Source organism: Hymenobacter terricola (assembly GCF_017921975.2).
Taxonomy (GTDB): Bacteria; Bacteroidota; Bacteroidia; order Cytophagales; family Hymenobacteraceae; genus Hymenobacter; species Hymenobacter terricola.
The window spans coordinates 80644-99629 of record NZ_JAGEMO020000003.1 but is presented as its reverse complement, the minus strand read 5'-3'; the positions used below and the strand labels follow the sequence as shown (position 1 = coordinate 99629).

General features: G+C 58.3%; 16 protein-coding genes. 3 read left to right on the top strand and 13 right to left on the bottom strand.

Translation table 11 applies throughout. The annotated features are described in order from the left end of the window. The first annotated feature begins 11 nt into the window (after positions 1-11). Together J4G38_RS03625 and J4G38_RS03620 are read left to right on the top strand one after the other, a co-directional pair. On the top strand, positions 12-1172 hold the full coding sequence (locus J4G38_RS03625) for a tetratricopeptide repeat protein (protein ID WP_210515526.1): 1161 nt from the start codon (positions 12-14) through the stop codon (positions 1170-1172). Positions 1173-2024: 852 nt separating this feature from the next. Then, positions 2025-2993 (top strand): hypothetical protein, encoded by a 969-nt coding sequence (locus tag J4G38_RS03620; protein ID WP_210515527.1) that lies wholly within the window; start codon positions 2025-2027, stop codon positions 2991-2993. A 79-nt stretch (positions 2994-3072) separates the two neighbouring features. Here the strand turns inward: J4G38_RS03620 and hisIE are convergent, their stop codons facing one another. From hisIE to rpe, 9 genes are all read right to left on the bottom strand, one after another. After that, entirely contained in the window at positions 3073-3744 is a 672-nt protein-coding gene (gene hisIE / locus J4G38_RS03615; RefSeq protein ID WP_210515530.1) for a bifunctional phosphoribosyl-AMP cyclohydrolase/phosphoribosyl-ATP diphosphatase HisIE, read from the bottom strand. 50 nt (positions 3745-3794) lie between these two features. After that, positions 3795-4550, bottom strand: coding sequence for an imidazole glycerol phosphate synthase subunit HisF (gene hisF / locus J4G38_RS03610; protein WP_210515532.1), 756 nt, complete (start codon positions 4548-4550; stop codon positions 3795-3797). A 54-nt stretch (positions 4551-4604) separates the two neighbouring features. Continuing rightward, positions 4605-5321 (bottom strand): 1-(5-phosphoribosyl)-5-[(5-phosphoribosylamino)methylideneamino]imidazole-4-carboxamide isomerase, encoded by a 717-nt coding sequence (locus tag J4G38_RS03605; protein WP_210515533.1) that lies wholly within the window; start codon positions 5319-5321, stop codon positions 4605-4607. 23 nt (positions 5322-5344) lie between these two features. Next, positions 5345-5932 (bottom strand): imidazole glycerol phosphate synthase subunit HisH, encoded by a 588-nt coding sequence (gene hisH / locus J4G38_RS03600; RefSeq protein WP_210515535.1) that lies wholly within the window; start codon positions 5930-5932, stop codon positions 5345-5347. Positions 5933-6011: 79 nt separating this feature from the next. After that, complete coding sequence (gene hisB, locus J4G38_RS03595) at positions 6012-7118, bottom strand: bifunctional histidinol-phosphatase/imidazoleglycerol-phosphate dehydratase HisB (RefSeq protein WP_210515537.1); 1107 nt, start codon at positions 7116-7118, stop codon at positions 6012-6014. A gap of 50 nt (positions 7119-7168) precedes the next feature. After that, positions 7169-9610, bottom strand: coding sequence for a histidinol dehydrogenase (gene hisD / locus J4G38_RS28880; RefSeq protein ID WP_317198176.1), 2442 nt, complete (start codon positions 9608-9610; stop codon positions 7169-7171). Between the two features lie 11 nt (positions 9611-9621). After that, on the bottom strand, positions 9622-10473 hold the full coding sequence (gene hisG, locus J4G38_RS03580; RefSeq protein WP_210515539.1) for an ATP phosphoribosyltransferase: 852 nt from the start codon (positions 10471-10473) through the stop codon (positions 9622-9624). Between the two features lie 740 nt (positions 10474-11213). Next, positions 11214-13826, bottom strand: a complete 2613-nt coding sequence (locus J4G38_RS03575; RefSeq protein ID WP_226163126.1) for a TonB-dependent receptor — start codon at positions 13824-13826, stop codon at positions 11214-11216. Positions 13827-13852: 26 nt separating this feature from the next. Beyond that, the gene (gene rpe, locus J4G38_RS03570; protein WP_210515541.1) at positions 13853-14566 is read right to left on the bottom strand and encodes a ribulose-phosphate 3-epimerase; all 714 of its coding nucleotides are present in this window, start codon (positions 14564-14566) and stop codon (positions 13853-13855) included. A 149-nt stretch (positions 14567-14715) separates the two neighbouring features. On the opposite strand from rpe, the gene J4G38_RS03565 reads away from it, so the two are divergent. Further along, positions 14716-15312 (top strand): beta/alpha barrel domain-containing protein, encoded by a 597-nt coding sequence (locus J4G38_RS03565; RefSeq protein ID WP_210515543.1) that lies wholly within the window; start codon positions 14716-14718, stop codon positions 15310-15312. Between the two features lie 60 nt (positions 15313-15372). On the opposite strand, the gene trmB is transcribed toward J4G38_RS03565, so the two are convergent. The 4 genes from trmB to J4G38_RS03545 all read right to left on the bottom strand — a co-directional run bounded on the left by trmB (position 15373) and on the right by J4G38_RS03545 (position 18978). Then, positions 15373-16038, bottom strand: coding sequence for a tRNA (guanosine(46)-N7)-methyltransferase TrmB (gene trmB, locus J4G38_RS03560; protein ID WP_210515544.1), 666 nt, complete (start codon positions 16036-16038; stop codon positions 15373-15375). Between the two features lie 32 nt (positions 16039-16070). After that, positions 16071-17393, bottom strand: a complete 1323-nt coding sequence (locus J4G38_RS03555; RefSeq protein WP_210515545.1) for a bifunctional folylpolyglutamate synthase/dihydrofolate synthase — start codon at positions 17391-17393, stop codon at positions 16071-16073. A 116-nt stretch (positions 17394-17509) separates the two neighbouring features. Continuing rightward, entirely contained in the window at positions 17510-18409 is a 900-nt protein-coding gene (locus tag J4G38_RS03550) for a hypothetical protein (protein WP_210515546.1), read from the bottom strand. 149 nt (positions 18410-18558) lie between these two features. After that, positions 18559-18978 carry an ExbD/TolR family protein gene (locus J4G38_RS03545; RefSeq protein ID WP_210515547.1) on the bottom strand — a complete coding sequence of 140 codons (420 nt, stop codon included), beginning with the start codon at positions 18976-18978 and terminating at the stop codon, positions 18559-18561. Positions 18979-18986 lie beyond the last annotated feature (8 nt).

Here is an 18986-nt window from a genome sequence, read left to right as displayed (position 1 = left end):
CCCATTTTCTTATGAACAAGACATTTTTGACCCTTGCTGCTGCGGCGGCGTTGTCTGCGAGTTTGCCCTCGGTGGCATTGGCCCAAACTTCAGCCGTCACCAATGCCATCCTAAACCAGCGTACCGGCCTGCTCGACAAGGCTCGCGTGGACATTGATAAGGCAATTGTGAATGAAAAAACCAGCGGCAAAGCCAAAACCTGGTTTACGCGGGGCGAAATCTACCAAGGCATGTTGGAAAGTCCTATCTATAGTAAGCAGCTGCAGCCGGGTGAGGGACTGCAAAAAGCTTATGAGTCGTATGCTAAGACGGTTGAGCTGGATACGCAGACCGGTGAATTTGGTAAGCAGGCAGTTACCAGAATGGATGGGCTGTACGGTCGTGCGTTCAACGATGCTGTGAATAGCTACAACGCTAAAGAGTACGACAAAGCAATTGCGAGCTACAAACTTGCCTCGCAAATAAAGCCTCAGGATACCACGGCGGTGCTCTATTCGGCTTATGCTTATGAGGCCAAGCAGGATTATGCGGGTGCTAAAACCAGCTACAACCAATTGTTGGCCATGAATTACAAGTCGGTGACGCTGTATTCACGATTGCTCCAAATGGCTAAACAACAAAAAGACGATGCTGAAGCTGCTAAAGTGCTTCAGCAGGCATTAGTGGCGTATCCAACCAACAAAACATTTATGTTGGAAGATTTGAATATGTCTCTGGCGAGCGGCAAAGGTGAGGATGCGTTGGGTAAAATCAATAAGTCGATTGCTGCAGACCCGAGCAATTCCAATCTGTACGCTGTGCGGGGTTCGATGTACGACCAGCAAAAGAAGCAGGACCTTGCTTTGGCCGATTATAAGAAGGCAGTTGAGCTTGACCCAAACAATTTTGATGCTCAGTTTAACCTCGGCGTGTATAATTACAACAAAGCTGCTGATGCTTATACAAAAGCCAGTAAGATGGATTTGAAGACGTATCAGACTTCAGGGAAGAAGTTTGAAGCGGACGGTAAGAAGTATTTTGAAGCTTCGGTGCCATATTTTGAGAAAGCACTTCAGCTGCAGCCGGATGACCGCAACACGTTGGCATCGCTGCAAAAAGTCTATTTTCGGCTGGGTCGTACTGCCGACTCAGAACGGTTGAATGCCAAACTCCAGTCGCTTAATAAAAAATAGGTTTGGTTCCAGGTTAAGGGTAGGGCTCATCCACGCATGTGGATGGGCTTTTCTTTTTTCATGTCATTTCTCGTATCATCAATTTAACATAATATAAATTATAAGACACATCTTTGCTCTCGGTTTGCGAGTGTTCGTAGTTCAATTCATTAGTTAGTCTATGGCCGTAGTGACGTTGCTCATCGAGTGATTATTTGTTCGCATGGTTTATTGCTTATGCCTTAGTTGTCCTCCTGACAAAGCCTCGAAGTGGCGGTGCGGTGGCAGCAATAAATTGAAAGTTGGTGCTGGGTAGCAGCAGTTTCTCTAATGACCATGTCGCCGCTTTGTGCCTATTCAGATGCGTAGTACCCCTTTCAGCAACGCCGAGGCGTAATGGATTTCGTCTTTAGGGAAAAAGAGCGTGCGTAGGTAGCTGTCTCATTTTTCCATAGTCTTGCAGCGTAGAGAGAATCTGCTGGTTCTATGTTTTCCCCAGCCGGGTACAATTAGGACCTGTTAGATCAAGATAAAAAAAAGTATAAAATTGGACAACTTTTATACTTTCGAATACTTGGTATGCAAATCACTCTAATAATGCTTAAGTTTCTTGTGCTGCTATGCAACAAATATGTAGCTAAGAAACTGAGAAATAAATTATACTCCTTTTGAAATTAGCACTTGATAATATGTGCTAGCAGCAAGATATACTGTATATTTAGGTCACAATTTATATGCTTCTAACCCCAACTGATAGAAGGGTAGATAATAAACGCATAATATGGTATAAAATTTCCCGTCAGTGAACTTTTTAATACTATATTTTATTATGCGATAAGGGCCTATACTTGTACTCCTAATTCTGATGACGTAATGCCAAAACTTATAGACTATCCGAGAACAAGTTATACCGGGGCATGGGAACTCGCCGAAGTTACAGACGACACAGGCGGAAAGTGTGCCATCGATACAGCTGCACGCAAGCTCAACCGGAAAGTGAGCGGGTCATTTAAGGCCATCATCGGCTCGGCCGTGAAATTTGGGCTGTTGACGAGCAAACGAGAATTATTGACGACCACAACCTTGTTCAAACGCATTAAACACGCCTATGACAAGCAGGAAGAACTAGTCTTTCATCGCGAAGCTTTCCTTACGCCCCCCCTATTTACACAACTGTGCCGGAAATTCAGGTCCCGTGAGCTTCCCATTCAGATGCTGGACGTGATGCTTATTAGAGAGTTCGGAGTCGAGGAAATCAACGCCCAAGGTGTAGCAAAGGCCTTTGTAGACGGCGCACGCATGGTGGGGCTCTTAAATGAGAACAACGTGATAGCCGACATTGATACTTTGGCGGCTCAACAAACCCCGCGGCGTGAACTTGCCAGTCCTCAACCTTCGCCAAATACCTTTCGACAAGAACCCCAATTTTTACCCTTACTCACGACAACACCCGAAAATAACAATATCCAAACACCAGAACTTACTAGCCCAGCACAAAATGCTGCAATACCACGACCACCAGCAACGGAGCCCACAAAAACGAATAGTCAAGACGCGATAGCAAGCTTGTTTGGCTTGCTAAACACCGCACCCGCAGCAAACGCAGAACAAATAACTGAAACCGCGCGAAAGCCTGCTGCCCAGGAGACGGAACTTACCCCATTTATCTCACCCAGAATCACCACGCCAGCGCCAGCCTTACCAGAGCATAGCCCACGGGATGCCTATCAGATACAAGTAAGTGGACCTGGAGTAAACACGACTCTATCAATTACAGAAGAAGATGACGTTGCAATTGCTATTGCCCTACTTGAAAAAATAAGAAGGCAATTAAAAGCGTAAAATCAAGCTAAGCATGTGAACCACAAAGCGTAGTGCCAATCGATGACTCGCATTGATTGATGTGATGATGGCTGCTTCTTTACTCAGTTTCGGTTAAGTGGCGATTGTTGGGCAACCGATGGCGCTCCTGAAGCACCGCAATAACTTCTTCCATGGGTACACCGGTGGCCGCCAGGAGCACTAGCAAATGGTACAGCAAATCCGCAACCTCACCCGGCAGCGTATCGCGATGCCCCGCCACGGCATCAATTACGCTCTCCACGGCCTCCTCTCCCACTTTCTGCGCTATTTTGGGGATGCCTTTCTGGAACAACGAAACCGTGTAGGATGTCGGGGCCCGCTCGGGGAATTGCTTCCGCTCGGCAATTAATCGCTCCAAAGCAGCTAAAAAACCAATTGGTGGCGCGGGCGCAATCACCTGCTCAGCTTGCTCAAAACAGCTAATGGTGCCACGGTGGCAGGTAGGCCCAGCCGGCAAGGCCCGGATGAGGACCGTATCAGCGTCGCAATCAATATGCAGGCTAACGACCGTAAGGTAGTTGCCGCTGCTTTCGCCCTTAGTCCACAGCCGGTTCTTGGAGCGCGAAAAAAACGTCACTCGCCCCTCCTGCTGCGTTTTAGCCCACGCCTCATCATTCACATAGCCGAGCATGAGCACCTGGCCAGTATCAGCGTCCTGCACAATGGCCGGGGCGAGGCCGGTGGTAGAATCGAAGCGCAATGGGGCAGCGGACGTGGAGGAAGCAGTCATTAGTCGGGAATAAGGAACAGGATTGGCGCCGTAAAATTAGACGACCAAGCCTAGAGGCGCACGGCGATGCCCGCCTCGTGCAAATATTGCTTTAGCGCCGGCAACGCGGTTTCATTGAAGTGAAAAATGCTGGCAGCAAGGGCCGCATCGGCCCCGCCGGCCTGAAATACGGCCGTAAAATCGGACGGCTGGCCAGCTCCCCCAGAAGCAATGACGGGGACGTAAACGGCATCGCTCACGGCCCGGGTCAACTCCAGTGCGAAACCGGATTTGGTGCCGTCGTGGCTCATGGAAGTTAGCAACAACTCGCCGGCACCTAAGTCGGCCGCCATGCGGCACCACTCCACGGCTTGCCGGCCGGTGGGCTGGGTGCCGGCGCGGGTCATTACCTGCCACTCGTTCTCCACCAGGCGGGCATCAACCGCCACCACAATGCATTGGGAGCCAAATCGACGGGCGAGGTCGGCAATGAACTCGGGGCGGGCCAGCGCGGCCGAATTGATGGATACTTTGTCGGCTCCGCTCAGCAGTAGAGCTTCCACATCGGCCACCGTCCCGATGCCGCCCCCCACGGTGAATGGAATGTCGAGCACGCGAGCCACGTCGCGCACCAGCTCTGTGAGGGGCTTGCGGCGCTGGTTGGTGGCCGTGATATCGAGAAACACCAGCTCGTCGGCGCCTTCGAGTGCATAGCGGGCAGCCAGGGCCACGGGGTCGCCCGCATCGCGCAGGCCCTCAAACTGGATACCTTTCACGGTGCGGCCGTCGCGTACGTCGAGGCAGGGAATGAGTCTTTTCTTAACCACGGAGTCAACGAATGAGGCGAATGGAAAATCGGAATGTGAAACCGGCACCAAGGGCTACAGGAAAGGCTTCAAATCGGCCAGCGCAATGGTGCCTTCGTAAATGGCTTTGCCGATGATGGCCCCGTGCATGCCCGCTTTGGCGAGCCGTTCGAGGTCGGCAACGGTGGTAACGCCACCGCTGGCAATGAAACGCGCAGTGGGGAACTGCTGCACCAGCGTTCGGTACGTATCCAGCGAAGGCCCTTGCAGCAAACCGTCCTTGCTCACGTCGGTGCAGATGAAAGTGGATGCCCCGGCGGCCAGATAGTCGGCGATAAAACCAGCCAGCGTGAGCGTGCTTTGGTCAGCCCAGGCATTTATCAGGATATGCTCTCCTTTGAAATCGGCCCCCAGGAAGATGGTTTCGGCCCCGTAACGGGCCAGCCAGGCTTGCACAGTGGCCGGCGCGCGCACCGCCAGGCTGCCTGCCGTGGCGTGCGCCGCGCCGGCACGCAGCACCTGGGCCAACGAATCTTCGGTTTGGATGCCGCCGCCAGCGTCGATATCCAGCGTGGTTCGGCACGCAATTGCTTCGAGCACGGCCAGGTTCACCGGATAGCCGGCGCGGGCCCCGTCGAGGTCAACCAAGTGCAACCGGCGCACGCCGGCGTCGGCAAAGCGCTGGGCCACGGCTACCGGGTCGCTATCGTAAGTTGTCTGGCGGCCAAAGTCGCCGGCGCTAAGCCGGACGCATTGGCCGTTTATTAAGTCGATGGCAGGGATAATCTCCACAGGAAACGGGTATTTAACAGAACTTAAAGCGCCAGAAAATTGGCCAGAACGCGGGTGCCCACGGTGCCGCTTTTCTCGGTATGAAACTGCACGCCATGGAAATTGCGATGCTGCACTGCCGCACTGAAAGGCGCCGGATGGGCCGATTGAGCCGTCGTGTAAGCGCCCACCGGAGCATAGTAGCTGTGCACAAAATATACGTGGTCCGCCTCGGTAAGGCCGGCAAACAGCGGGCCTTGCAATGCCAACAGGTTGTTCCAGCCCATGTGAGGCACTTTGTGGGTTGAGTCGGGCGCAAAGCGTTGCACCGTGAAGGGCAATAGTCCAAGCAAGGGCGTATCGTTTTCTTCGCTGTGCTGGCCCAGCAGCTGCATACCCAGGCAAATGCCCAGGAAGGGTTGCGTCAGCGTGGGCAATACATGGTCGAGCCCAGCTTCCCGCAGCGCTTGCATAGCCGAGGAAGCTTCGCCTTCGCCGGGAAACAGCACCTTGTCGGCCCGGCGTAGCGCTTCCGGGTCGGCTGTCAGGGTGGCGCTGGCTCCAAGACGCTCCAAGGCGAACAGCACGGATTGCACATTCCCCCCTTTGTAATCTACAACTGCAATTTCCATTAGCGAACCAATTTATTCATTTGGATATACAAAGACCCTAGCGCCCACCATCTTTAACGCAAGTAGTAACGCCATTTGTTTATAGTATTCCCTTTGTGCTCGGGATTGCCGCCGAATCATCCTGCTGCAAAGCCATCTTTATAGCCTTTGCTACGGCTTTAAAAATCGCCTCAATTTTGTGGTGCTCGTTATCGCCTGCGCAGGCAATGTTAAGCGTAGCGCGGGCATTATCAGTAAAGGACTTAAAGAAGTGAAAGAACAGCTCGGTAGGCAAGTCCCCTACCCGCTCGCGCTTAAACTCCGCATTCCAGACCAGCCAGGGACGGCCCGAGAAGTCGATGGCGGCCTGGGCCAGGGCCTCATCCATGGGCAACAGAAAACCGTAGCGCGCCAACCCGCGCTTATCGCCCAAAGCTTGTGAGAATGCCGTCCCAAGGGCTAACGCAGTATCTTCAACTGTGTGGTGTTCATCGATATGCAAATCGCCGTTTACACTTATGTGTAAATCAACCCCGCTGTGGCGGCCAAGCTGTTCGAGCATGTGGTCGAAAAAGCCCAGGCCCGTGTGAATATCGGTTTGACCGGTGCCATCCAGATTCAGCCGAATAGCAATTTGCGTTTCATTGGTATTACGCTCGATGACGGCCACCCGCGCCGGGTAGCGCAGGAAATGATAAATGGCTTCCCAGCTAGTGGTAGTGAGCGCGGCGCGTGGGTCAGGCTCCTCTCCTATCAGAATGGCCTGGCTGCCGAGATTGGTGGCCAGCTGCACGTCGGTGAGACGGTCGCCGATGACGTAAGAGTTGGGCAGGTCGTATTCATTGGCCGGGTCGAGGTATTGGCCCAGGAGGCCCAGGCCCGGTTTGCGGGTGGGCAGGCCCTCGTGGGGGAAACTGCGGTCGATGTGCTCGGCGGCGAAGTGAACGCCCTCGCCGGCCAGAATATCGAGCATGAGCTGATGAGCCGGCCAAAACGTGTCTTCCGGGAAGCGGGCCGTGCCCAGTCCGTCCTGGTTGGTGACGAGCACCAGCTCGTACCCGGGCAGGTCGTGGGCAATGCGGGCGAGGGCGCTGATGGCGCCCGGCAGGAATTGAAACTTGTCGGGCGTGAGGCCGTCGATTTGCTGGCTGGGCTGGGGCTCCACGAGAATGGTGCCGTCGCGGTCGATGAAAAGCGCCTTTTTCAAATCAGTTAACTGTAAACGGTGAGCGATGAATGATGGCCGAAGCCCGCGATTTAGTGAGCAGCGGCGGATGTTGTCGGTTGCTCTACTCCGGTTAACCGACCGATTTCGGTGAGCGCCTGGAGCAGCCGGGTATTTTCGGCGGCAGTGCCCACCGTGAGGCGGAGGCAACCGGCGCAACCGGGCTGGGTGGTGCGGTTGCGCACCACGATGCCGCGGGCGCGCAACTGGTCGTATAAAGCCGTGGCGTCCACCCTGAAACGCACGAGCAGAAAGTTGGCGTCAGAAGGAAAAACGTGCTCCACACTGGGCAATTCCGGCAACCGCTCTGCCAGCCAGGTGCGGCCGTCCAGGAGAGCGGCCCGCATTTCGGCAAGGCGCGGCGCCGCCGCCAATGCCGCCAGGGCGTGTTGCTGGGTTGCGGCCGAAATATTATAGGGCGGCTTTATTTTATCGAGGTAGGCGATGAGCGCCGGAGCCGCATACGCGACGCCTAAGCGCAACCCCGCCAGTCCCCAGGCCTTGGAGAAGGTTTGCAGCACCACCAGACGCGGAAACTCGGCCAGGCAAGTCGTCCAACTGGGCACCGCGGCAAAGTCGGCGTACGCTTCATCGACCACCACCAGCCCACGGAAGCTGCCCAGAATCGTTTCAACGGCTTCCTGGGCCAGCAGATTACCGGTGGGGTTATTGGGCGAACACAGATAGACCAGCTTGGCGTTGGAAGTAGCGAGTTTTTCGGCGGCATCGGCGGGCAACTGGAAATCGGCAGTCAGCGGCAGGCGCTCGACGCGCACGTCGTTGAGGTTGGCGGCCACCTCGTACATGCCATAGGTGGGCGGGCAGATAACGATGCTGTCCTGGCCCGGCGTGCAGGTGAGACGCACGAGCAGGTCGATGGCTTCATCGGAGCCGTTGCCGAGGAAAATCTGGTTCGGCGCGACGCCCTTCAAACGGGCCAAATCGGCCTTGATGGCGCGCTGGTGCGGGTCGGGGTAGCGGCTGAAGTCATCGGGGCCGACGGAGCCGAAGCTGTTTTCGTTGGCATCGAGCATCACCGGGGCCAGGCCCTCGAACTCATCGCGGGCCGAAGAATACGGCTGCATGCGCTCCACGCTCGGGCGAATGAGGCCGGCGTAGGGACCAGCAGCCTGAGCAGTGGCAGTGGCCACAGAACCCGATGCGTTGGCCTTGGCGGTATCATTGGCAGCCAACGACTCCAGGCGCAGGGTTACAGCGCGGGCGTGAGCAGCCAAGCCCTCGGCTTCGGCCATGGTTTCCACCACCGGGCCAACGGCTTGCAAGCCTTCAGCCGACAGGCGTTGGAACGTGATTTTCTTTACGAACGAATCGAGCGACACGCCGCTATACTGCCGGGCATAGCCGCTGGTGGGCAAGGTGTGGTTGGTGCCCGAAGCGTAGTCGCCCACAGCTTCCGGCGTGAGATGGCCCAGGAATACGGACCCCGCATTGGTGACCTGTGCCGCCAGAGCTTCGGCGTTATCAGTGGCCAGGATGAGGTGTTCCGGGGCGTATTGATTGGAAAATTCCAGCATGCTGGCCGCATCGGGCAGCAGGACGGCGCGGCTGTTGTCGAGCGCCAGGGCCGCAACTTCACGCCGGGGCAACGTGGCCAGCTGGCGCGTTACCTCCGCCCGCACCTGCTCCAGGACGGTGCTGGAGTCGCTGAGCACGACCACCTGGGAATCAGGACCATGTTCGGCCTGGGACAGCAAATCGGCGGCCACGAAGGCCGGATTGGCAGTGGCATCGGCAATCACGAGGACTTCGGACGGACCCGCCGGCATATCAATGGCCACGCCGTACTCGGCGGCCGCTACTTGCTTGGCGGCGGTCACGTAGCGGTTGCCGGGGCCGAAGATTTTATCCACGGCCGGCACGCTATCGGTGCCCAGCGCCAGCGCGGCCACGGCTTGCGCGCCGCCGGCTTTCACCACTTTATCAATCCCGAGCAGCTGCGCCACGAACAGGATAACCGGGCTCACCGCGCCATTGGCCTGGGGCGGCGTGCAGACCACCACTTCCGGGCACCCGGCCAGGCGGGCCGGCACGCCCAGCATGAGCAGGGTACTGAAAAGCGGGGCCGTGCCACCCGGCACGTACAGGCCCACGCGCTGCACCGGCACCGCCCGGCGCGAGCAAACCACGCCGGCCATGGTTTCGACGCGCAATTCGGGCTCCCGCTGGGCGGCGTGGAAGGTTTCAATATTGGTTTTGGCCTGGCGAATGGCGGCTTGCAGCGCCGCCGGAACCTGGGCGGCAGCGGCGGCAAACTCGGCTTCAGAAACCAGCAGATTGGTCAGCGTGGCTTTGTCGAGTTCGGCGGCTAACGTCAATAACGCGGCATCGCCACCGGTGCGCACTTGCTCAAAAATGGCCCGGACGCGGGCGGCTACCTGGGGCGCTTCGGCGGCGGCGGGGCGCTGCTGGAGCGCGGGCCAGGTGCTGGGGTCGGGATAGGAATAGAGCTGCATGGCGAACCGGGCTAGGCAATCATCTTTTCGATGGGCAGCACCAGAATGCCTTCGGCGCCCACGGCTTTGAGCTGGCTGGTAATGTGCCAGAACTCATCCTCCTGCACCACGGACTGCACCGACACCCAGCCAGCTTCGGCCAGCGGCGTAACGGTAGGCGATTTGATGCCGGGCAACAAGCGCCGCACTTCGTCGAGGGCCGAAACGGGCGCGTTCAGCAAAATGTATTTGCTGCGCTTGGCCCGGCGCACGGCCTGCATCCGGAACTGGAGCTGCTCCAGCAGGTCACTTTGCTCGGCCGTGAGATTGGGCTGGGCGATGAGAACCGCTTCGGAGCGAAACACGGTTTCGACTTCGCGCAGGCCGTTGCCCAGCAAGGTGGAGCCGCTGCTCACGATGTCGCAAATGGCCTCGGCCAGGCCAATGCTGGGCGCAATTTCAACCGAGCCGCTGATGGTGTGCAGATTGGCTTGCACGCCGTGCTCGGCCAGGTAGCGGCCGAGGATGTTGGGGTAGGAAGTAGCAATGTTCTTCCCCTGCAGTGCCTCAATGGACGGGTACGCATCGGCGCGGGGCACGGCCAGGCTCAGGCGGCACTTGCTGAAACCCAGGGCTTCGACTTCGAGGTTGGGGTAGCCGGCTTCCACCAGCACGTTCTGGCCCACGATGCCCAGGTCGGCCACGCCGTCCTTCACGTAGCCGGGGATGTCATCGTCGCGCAGAAACAGGATTTCGAGCGGAAAATTAGTGGCTTCCGTTTTGAGTTTGTAGGACGTGCTCAGGAAGTGGATGCCGCATTCGCGAATGAGGGCGAGGGAATCCTCGCTCAGGCGACCGGACTTTTGAATGGCTAATCGTAGCATGAAATAGGGTAACAAGCGGGCCGGGCCCCGCAAGGGCACGAATCAATTCACCCCAGACCCCAAGGCCCGGCGATGGAATTTCCCGGAAATTTAAAAAGGATAGTCCGGCGCGACTGCGGCCCGGAACGCGGCGGCGGAGGCGCGGGCGGCCGGTGCTATGCTAGCACCCGGCGCGCAGCCCGGCCCCCCACAGATGGTGGTGATGGTGCCCGCCCGCAACCGCCCGGAAGCCCACAACGGGGACGGCGGCAATAGCACAGACAAAAGCGGAGAAAATGCTCATCGGGTACAAAGGTAAGCCGGAAACCGAAACCGTCGCCACCAACGGGGCGGTTTTTGTTTCCGGTCTTCATACCCCCAAGCAGCCGGAAAAGTTTACCTGGAGAGAAAAGTTAATTCGCAACTTCCCGTCAGCGTAGCGGCAACCATCGTAGCGAATGCCCCCGGTTTTTGCGCTTTTCACGGCCTTTTGCCCCGCACAGCTCAAAATAGATATACATACAAGCAAACAGGCGCCTAAATCATGGCCACTGATTGCATAAAATATAGTTATATTGGTATATAATCTTATTCCCCCAAACCTACGGCTGTTTTCTCGTGCTGTAGGTAAGCAAGCACTGGGGAATACCGAACCGGGCTATTCCAACAAGCCATTGGCACGGCCCAAACCGACAAGCGGGCGGCCAGCTTTCTGCTGACCGCCCGCTTCCGGGACGACTGAATCAAACGTTCAGAGGGGGTTAAAACCGCGCTATCATCCGCAGATTCACCACCCGCTGCGAGAGGTAGCTGGGCACGGAATACGTGACGCCATTCACGTCCTGCAGGTAGCTATAGCCCGCCACATTGTTGGCCGCCAACACGTTGAGAATTTCCAGTCCCAGCCACAGGCTGTCGAAACTGTAGAAATGAGTTTTGGGAGCCTTGTCGTTTTTCAAACCGATGACTTTAGAGAAGCCCAAATCGACGCGCTTATAAGTGGTGACGAGGGCATCGGTGCCGCGCAAATCGGGCTGGTTGGGCGGGCTGAACGGCAGCCCGGAACCGAACACCAGGTTCACGTAGCCGCGCACCGAAGGATTGTCGGGCAGATGGTCCTGGAAGAACACGCCCACGTTCAGGCGCTGGTCCTGCGGGCGACGGATGTAGCCTTTGGGCTCGCGGCCGGTGATTTTGCCGGTGCCGTCCACGATATTCATGGAGTCGCCGTTCACGTTTTCGCGGGTGGTGAGCACCCCCAGGCTGAACCACGATTCGGCCCCTTTCACAAATTCGCCGCTCACCCGGGCATCGAAACCGGCCGCGTAGGCCGTGGCGTTGTTCTTGGCGAAGTAGCGCAGGCGCACGTTGTCCACGTCGTAGGGCACTACATCGGTGAGGTATTTATAGTACGCTTCGGCCGAAAACTTGAAGGGACGCCCGTATTGGCGAAAGCTGATTTCTTTGCCGACGATGAAATGATAGGACTTCTGGGCCCGCAATTCCACGTTGAGCGTGCCGGTCTGAATCAACGGCTGGCTGGGGTCGGTGCGGTCGCCGGCCTGGTTGCGCAGCTCCCGGTAGAACGGCGGCTGATAATAAACGCCCACGGCGGCCTTGAACGAACGATTGGGGTGCACGCGGCTGATTTGCGAAAACTGCACGCGCGGGCTGATAACGAGCTGGCCGTTGGTGGTCCAGTAGTGCGCCCGCACGCCGTAGGTGAGGGTGCGCAGCGAATCGAGGTTCCAGGTATCCTGAATGAAGCCCTGGCTCCGGGTACTTAGCAGGCTCAAGTCGGAAAGCAAGCGCGTACGGCGGGAATCAGGCACAAAATCGGCCGAGTCGGCGAAACTGTACTCGTCGAGCGTGTCGGTGATTTTTTCGCGGCCGATTTTGGCTCCCCAGCGCACGGTGTGGTTGGCAGCGGGCGTCCAGCGGCCGCGGGTTTCGGCTGTATAAATCTGGGCCGTGAGGAAGTTGCGCGAGTGCTTGAACTGCGAGCCAATGTCGCGCTGGCGCACGGCCTGGTTGAAATCGGGCGAGGTCGGGTCGCGGTTTATTTCGGCGAAGGTGTAGGCCGCTTCCACGTCGCGGAACTCAAACTCCCGCGAAATCAGGGCCGAGCCCAGCAGCTCCATCTGCAGCTTCGAGGAAAAGTCGTGCTTCAGATTCAAACCTGTTTGGTAGGTATCGAACTGCATCCGCTCGCGGCCGTCGTAGGCAATGAAGACGCGGGTAAACTGGTTGGTCCCGGTTGAGAACGTGGCCTGGCCGGTTTCGGGCGAGAAGCGGTAGTCGTTGTGGGCGATGACGCCGAGCAGCCCCAGCGTGGTGCGCTGCATGTCCTCCTTTTTTCCCAGACCAATATTGACGAATGCCTGCGCATCGAAAAAAGTCGGATTGTAGCCGCCCTGCTGCTGCTTTAAGGAGTTGAGCACGTACTGCGCATTCTTGTAGCGCACCCCGGCCAGGTAGCTCACCCGGCCATTGGCCGAGCGGGCTTCGACGTGGGCCGCCCCGCCCACCAGGCTGGCCGTGAGCGAGGCCGCAAACTTCTCGGGCGTCTTATAGTCCACGCTCAGCACCGAGGCCAGCTTGTCGCCATACTTCGGCTGCCAGCCGCCGCTGCTGAATTCCACCTGCTTCACCAAATCGGGATTGATAAAGCTGAGGCCTTCCTGCTGCGCCGAAGTAACCAGAAACGGCCGGTAAATCTCGAACCCGTTGACGTACACCAGGTTTTCATCGTAGTTGCCGCCCCGCACATTGTACGTGCTGCTCAACTCATTATTCGAAACCACGCCCGGCAGCGTCTTGAGGATGGCGTTAAAATCGCCGAATGGCGAAGGAATTTCCTTGGCCGAACGCGGGTCGATGTGCGTGATACTGACCTGCTCGCGGGTATCGGCCTGGCCGGAGCGGCCCGTGACGTTTACTCCGCCCAACGCCTTGGTATCCAGGCGCATGGCCAGGCGCAACGGACGGTTGGCATCAGCGGGCAGCTTCAAGGGAATCCGCAATTGCAAATACCCCAGCCGGCGCACCACCAGCACGGCCGTTTGGCCGGGGGCCGGGACCCGCACTTGTAAGGAAAACGTGCCGTCGGCATTGGTATTGGCCCCGCCGGGCTGGCCCTCCACTCCCACTGCCGCCAGTTCCAACGGCTGGCCGCTGGCATCCCGCAAAGTACCCGTGAGGGTTACGAACGTCGCAGTTGGGGCTTCCGTGGGCGCAGTCGTTTGGGCTGCTACTACGGCCGGCGCCAGCAGCAAAGGCCCCAGCGCCACACCGCAAACCGGCCAGAAGCCACGCCCCAAAATTTTTAGAAATGCAGGCACAGGCAGCAAGTGCAGCGTAAAGAGTTGTTTCACGGGGCTAGAACGAGCAAGCGCCGCGACTATTGCCGCCGGCCAGCGGCCTCGGCATCCATTTCCAGCCCGGCCAGGTGGTCGCGCATGGCTGCCAGCGTGGCCACGGGGCCTTCGGGCGCGCTAAACACGAAATTGCCGGCCACCAGTACATCGGCGCCGGCTTCCACCAGCGGGCCGGCGTTGGTCATGTTCACGCCGCCATCCACTTCAATCAGCGCAGCGGAGCCATTTTCCAGCAACAATTCCTTTAGCATGGCCACTTTTTTCAGCGTATTCGGAATGAAGGCCTGCCCACCAAAACCAGGATTCACCGACATCACGAGCACCACATCAAGGTCGGCGGCTATGTCTTCGAGCAGCGATACCGGCGTCGCCGGGTTCAGCGCAACGCCGGCCCGACAGCCCAACTGCTTGATTTGCTGCACCACACGATGCAAGTGCGGGCAGGCTTCGTAATGCACCGTGATGCTGCTGGCGCCGGCATCGCGAAACGCGGCCAGGTAGTGCTGCGGCTCCTCAATCATCAAATGCACGTCGATGGGCTGCTTCGCGTAGCGGGCCACGGCCTGCAGCACGGGCAAGCCAAAGGAGATGTTGGGCACGAAACGGCCGTCCATCACATCGAAGTGCAGCCAATCGGCGGCGCTGGTGGCCAGCCGCTCGGTTTCGGCTTGCAGGTTGGCCAAATCGGCGGCCAGAAACGACGGGGCCAGCAACGGGGCACGGCGGGTTGAGTTCATGGGGACGAAGATACAGACGGCGCGCGAAGCCCGAATGAAGCCCGGCCGGCGGCCGGCCTCTACTTTTGCGACGCAGCCCGCTGCCCGTCGTCCGTTTCTTCCCGTCACCATCGGTTCACTGCAACCGGTTCACTGCTCACCGCCTTCCCGTGCCCCACCTCGTTCCCCTCCTCATTCGTGGCATCAACAACCTCTCCGATGCCCGCTACTGTGCCGGCATGGGCGCCGACAAACTAACCTTTGTGCTCGACCCGGCGCTGCCCGGGCACCTCGACACCAAAACCGTGAAGGAACTCGCCGGCTGGATTGCCGGGGTTGAACTAATAGGTGAGTTCGACCAGCTCAGCAGCTACGAAATCAATGCAATAGCCGCCGAGTGCAGTCTCGACGCCGTGCTATTGAGAAGCTCGCGTCCGGCTGAAGAACTGGCTGAAATTGCCCCGCCCGTGTACCTGGAGTTAGCCCCGGATTCCGCCGCCTTAGCGCAGCCCCTGCCTACTGCACCAGTAGGTTTCCTCGTAGAATTACCCGAACCGGCTGCTCCCGGTACCTACGTTGCATTGGCAACCCTCGCGGCCGAGCGGCCGCTTTGGCTGGGCCCCGGCCTGCACCCCAAGCTGGCGCGTAATCTCGTCGGCCAGCTCGCGCTAGCGGGTTTATCCTTTCCTTCCGGCGATGAAGTGAAGCCCGGCCTACGCGATTTCGACCAACTTGAAGCCGTGTTTGAGGCGCTCGAAGTCGAATAATAAATCCGAATGGCTCCGGCTTACGGTTGAGCTAGCGCGTGCCGCCCAAATCCCGTCGGCCTACGTTAGCCGGAACTGCACGTATTTAATGGGCACGCCTACTGCCCGGTATTTACCTTCAAAATTGGTTTGAATGGCTTGAGCTTCGGCAAATTCCGGGGCAGTTTCTGAGTACAAGTCGCGGGTAAAGCGCTCGACAGTGGCGCCGGGACGGGCGGCCAGTGTTTCCAAAGTGAACTCGAAAAGGCCTTCGTTATCGGTCTTGAGGTGCAGCAGACCGCCGGGAGTTAACAATTGTTCGTACAAACCGAGGAAGCGCGGCGAAGTCAGTCGGCGCTTGATGTCGCGGTCGCGGGGCCGCGGGTCCGGAAAAGTAATCCAGATTTCGTCTAGTTCGCCGGTCCCAAATTGCGCGGCCAGCGCTTCGGCCCGCATCCGCACAAAGCCTACGTTGGTCAGGCCCATTTCGGCGGCGCGGGAACTGCCCCGCCAGATACGTTCCCCCTTTATATCAAGGCCCAGGAAATTGCGTTCGGGGTGGCGCTGGGCCAGGCCCACGGTGTATTCGCCCTTGCCGCAGCCCACTTCCAGGGTCAGCGGATACGGGGCCCGGAAGAAATCGGTGCGCCATCGGCCGCCCAGTTGTTCGTATTCGGGCTTACCGGGTTCAATAATATCGGGACGGGTGGCGTTATCGGTGAAACGCTGCAGTTTGACGCGAGGCAAATCGGTAAAATAAAATACGTGAAACGGGATTGTTAGCCGGCTTTGGCGGCGGTATAAAGCTCGTCGACTTCAGCCACTACAAAGGTGCTGCCGCCGATAAAGACAACATCTTCCGGCCCGGCAGCGGCGCGAGCGGCTACCACGGCAGCAGCCACCGACCCATACCCCTGGCCCACCACGCCAATGGCAGCAGCTTGCAGCATCAGTTCTTCAGCCGGCAGCGCCCGCGGAATATTGGCCGCACAAAAGTAATAAATGCCCTCCGGGGGAAGTAGGGCCAGCATACTGGCCACGTCCTTATCGTTCACGGTGCCGATGACCAAATGTAAACGGTGGTACGACAGCCGGCGCAGCTGGGCCACCACCAGGCGCAGGCCGGCGGCGTTGTGGCCGGTATCGCACACCACCAGCGGCCGGCGGCCAATGATGCTCCAGCGTCCCAGCAGCCCCGTAAGCTGCGTTACCTGCCGAAAACCGGCACGCACCGCGGCTTCGGTAATGCGGAAACCCAGTGCGCGCAGCTCATCCAGGGTGGCGAGCACGCCGGGCAGGTTTTGCTGCTGGTAATCACCGGGCAGGCCCAGCTCGGCGTTGGACAAATAGGGCCGGCCTTGCTGGGTGATGGAAACGGGCCGCAAACCGGTTTCCGGCTCCGGCTCGGCAGTAAAGGCCGCTTGGTAAATCTCGTCGGCAAAAACCAGGTGCGCTAGCTTGGTGGCGGCTTCGCGCTGAAACACTGCGGCGACTTCGGGCTGAGTCTGACTCACCACCACCGGCACGCCGGGCTTGATGATGCCTGCTTTTTCGCCCGCGATTTCGGGCAAGGTATCGCCCAATAGCGCCTGATGGTCAAAGCTGATGTTGGTGATGAGCGATACCAACGGGGTGATGATGTTCGTGGAATCAAACCGGCCACCCAAGCCTACTTCTATGATGGCCAGGTCCACCCGCTGCTCGGCAAAACAGGAAAATGCCAGCGCCACGCACATCTCAAAAAACGAGGGCTGCACGGTTTCAAACAACGGTTTCCAGCGCGCTACCCACTCCACCAGGTACTCCGGGGGCAACTCCCGTCCGTTCACCCGAATCCGTTCAGTGAACTCCCGCAGGTGTGGCGAGGTGTACAGTCCGACTTTATAACCCGCCGCCTGCAACACCGCCGCCAGCAAGTGCGAACTGCTGCCCTTGCCATTGGTGCCGGCCACATGCACGCTACGAAACTGTCGCTCCGGATGTCCCAGGGCTTCGGCCAGGACCAAGGTATTGCCTAAGCCTTTTTTGAACCCCGACGCCCCCACCCGCTGAAACATGGGCAGTTGGTCGTAGAGATAAGCAAGAGTTTCGGAATAGGTCACGGGAATGAAGAAAACGGGGGAGGAAAGCGCAAATTAACGGAGTTGGGCGGCATCTTACTAAAAAGCCCCGCCGCCTGCTCAGCAGACGGCGGGGCATCAACTGATTTTCAACCGGATTACCGCACCGAAAATTTGAAGGTATAAAAGCCCGTAGCCCCGCCGGCCGCCCCATTGGTCTTCACGAAATTGGCATCCAGCAACTTATCGCGGCACAGCTTCTCCTGCGCCGCCGAAACGTTGCCCGACACTTTCGTCACCGACTCCACTTCGCCATCGGCCGAAATCTTAATCTTAAAGCGAATCATCCCGGGGTCATCGTCCAGCGCTACCACGTTGGGGGTACTTTCGAAGCGCCAGCCGCTCATTTCCAAGCCATTCCCGTTGCCTGGCCCCCGCCCGGAACCCCGGCCGCTGCCGTCCCCACCAGGGCCATACAGGGCCTTTGCGTCCAGCGAACCGTTCGGGTCGCCCTGGTCGCCCACGGTGCCGGGATGGTCGCCGTTGTTGTTGCCGCTTGGCGTATTGCTGGAACCGTTTACCCCGGTGCCGCCGCCGGTCGCACTGCCTTTGGGCGAAAAGGCTACGGCTACCTGCCGCTTCGGCTTGGGCGCCGCTTTTACTTCTTCCTTGGGCGGAGCCGGCGTTTCTACCGGCGCTTCCGAGACGGGGCTTTCTTCAGCCTCGCTGGTGATGATTTTTTCCTGGGCGGGTGGCGTCGGGTCGGGCGTGGCCACGGCGGTGGGGCGGGGCTGCGGGTCCGGGCTGGCTTTGGGCGGGCGGCTGTCTTCGCGGTTCTGCGAGTTATTGGCCGGGGCCATGCTCTGGATATTGCCCGAGCCGACGGGGTCGAGGCCGTAATTCAATTCTACGTTGCCATCGCCCCCGGCCAGCGCGGCCAGCGGCGGGTTGGGCCCTTTGAACACCATAAATATGAACAGCAACAGGAGCACCCCATGGACAACCAGGGTGCCAATCAGGGCCTCGCGGCGGTGCGGTTCGGGATAATCAATAGCCATTGCTTGATGTGCTGATTTTTTGATGCGGTGATGAACTGGTGAGAATTAAAACTGATTCGGCGCGGAGCTAATTAGGGCTCAACGGTAAGCTTTGGCAGTTTTCGAAACCCAGCAGAATCAAATCATTAGCAAAATAACATATCAGCAGATTACTTGCCCGCTGCTTGCTGGGCCTGGGTGGCCATCACCATTTTCAATTTGTGGCGGTTGCCAATTTCCAGAATGTCAACCAGCTTCTGAACGTTCAACGAAGCATCGACGCGCAGCACCACGGTGGGTTGCTCCGTGGTCGGCGCAGTGCCAATCAGGGCCACCAGCGCCGCCTCCACATCAGCGGGGCTCACCTGCTTTTTGTTGACAAAATACTGGCCAGCCGCATCCACCGATACGGTGATGGGCTGCTTCATCACCTGCGTGCTTGACTTTGCATTCGGCAGCAACAGCTTGATGATGTTGGGGTTCACCAGCGTGGAGGCAATCAGGAAGAACAACATCAGAAAAAACATGATGTCGTTCATGGCCCCGGTCTCAACGTGCGACGTGAGGCGATGGCGGCGGGAAAGATTCATAGCGTTGA

Coding starts and splice junctions, on each gene's coding strand:
- J4G38_RS03620 (WP_210515527.1), top strand. CDS start 2,025: ATGCCAAAACTTATAGACTATCCGAGAACAAGTTATACCGGGGCATGG.
- hisG (WP_210515539.1), bottom strand. CDS start 10,473: ATGCTACGATTAGCCATTCAAAAGTCCGGTCGCCTGAGCGAGGATTCC.
- hisH (WP_210515535.1), bottom strand. CDS start 5,932: ATGGAAATTGCAGTTGTAGATTACAAAGGGGGGAATGTGCAATCCGTG.
- hisIE (WP_210515530.1), bottom strand. CDS start 3,744: ATGACTGCTTCCTCCACGTCCGCTGCCCCATTGCGCTTCGATTCTACC.
- J4G38_RS03625 (WP_210515526.1), top strand. CDS start 12: ATGAACAAGACATTTTTGACCCTTGCTGCTGCGGCGGCGTTGTCTGCG.
- hisD (WP_317198176.1), bottom strand. CDS start 9,610: ATGCAGCTCTATTCCTATCCCGACCCCAGCACCTGGCCCGCGCTCCAG.
- J4G38_RS03545 (WP_210515547.1), bottom strand. CDS start 18,978: ATGAATCTTTCCCGCCGCCATCGCCTCACGTCGCACGTTGAGACCGGG.
- J4G38_RS03550 (WP_210515546.1), bottom strand. CDS start 18,409: ATGGCTATTGATTATCCCGAACCGCACCGCCGCGAGGCCCTGATTGGC.
- rpe (WP_210515541.1), bottom strand. CDS start 14,566: ATGAACTCAACCCGCCGTGCCCCGTTGCTGGCCCCGTCGTTTCTGGCC.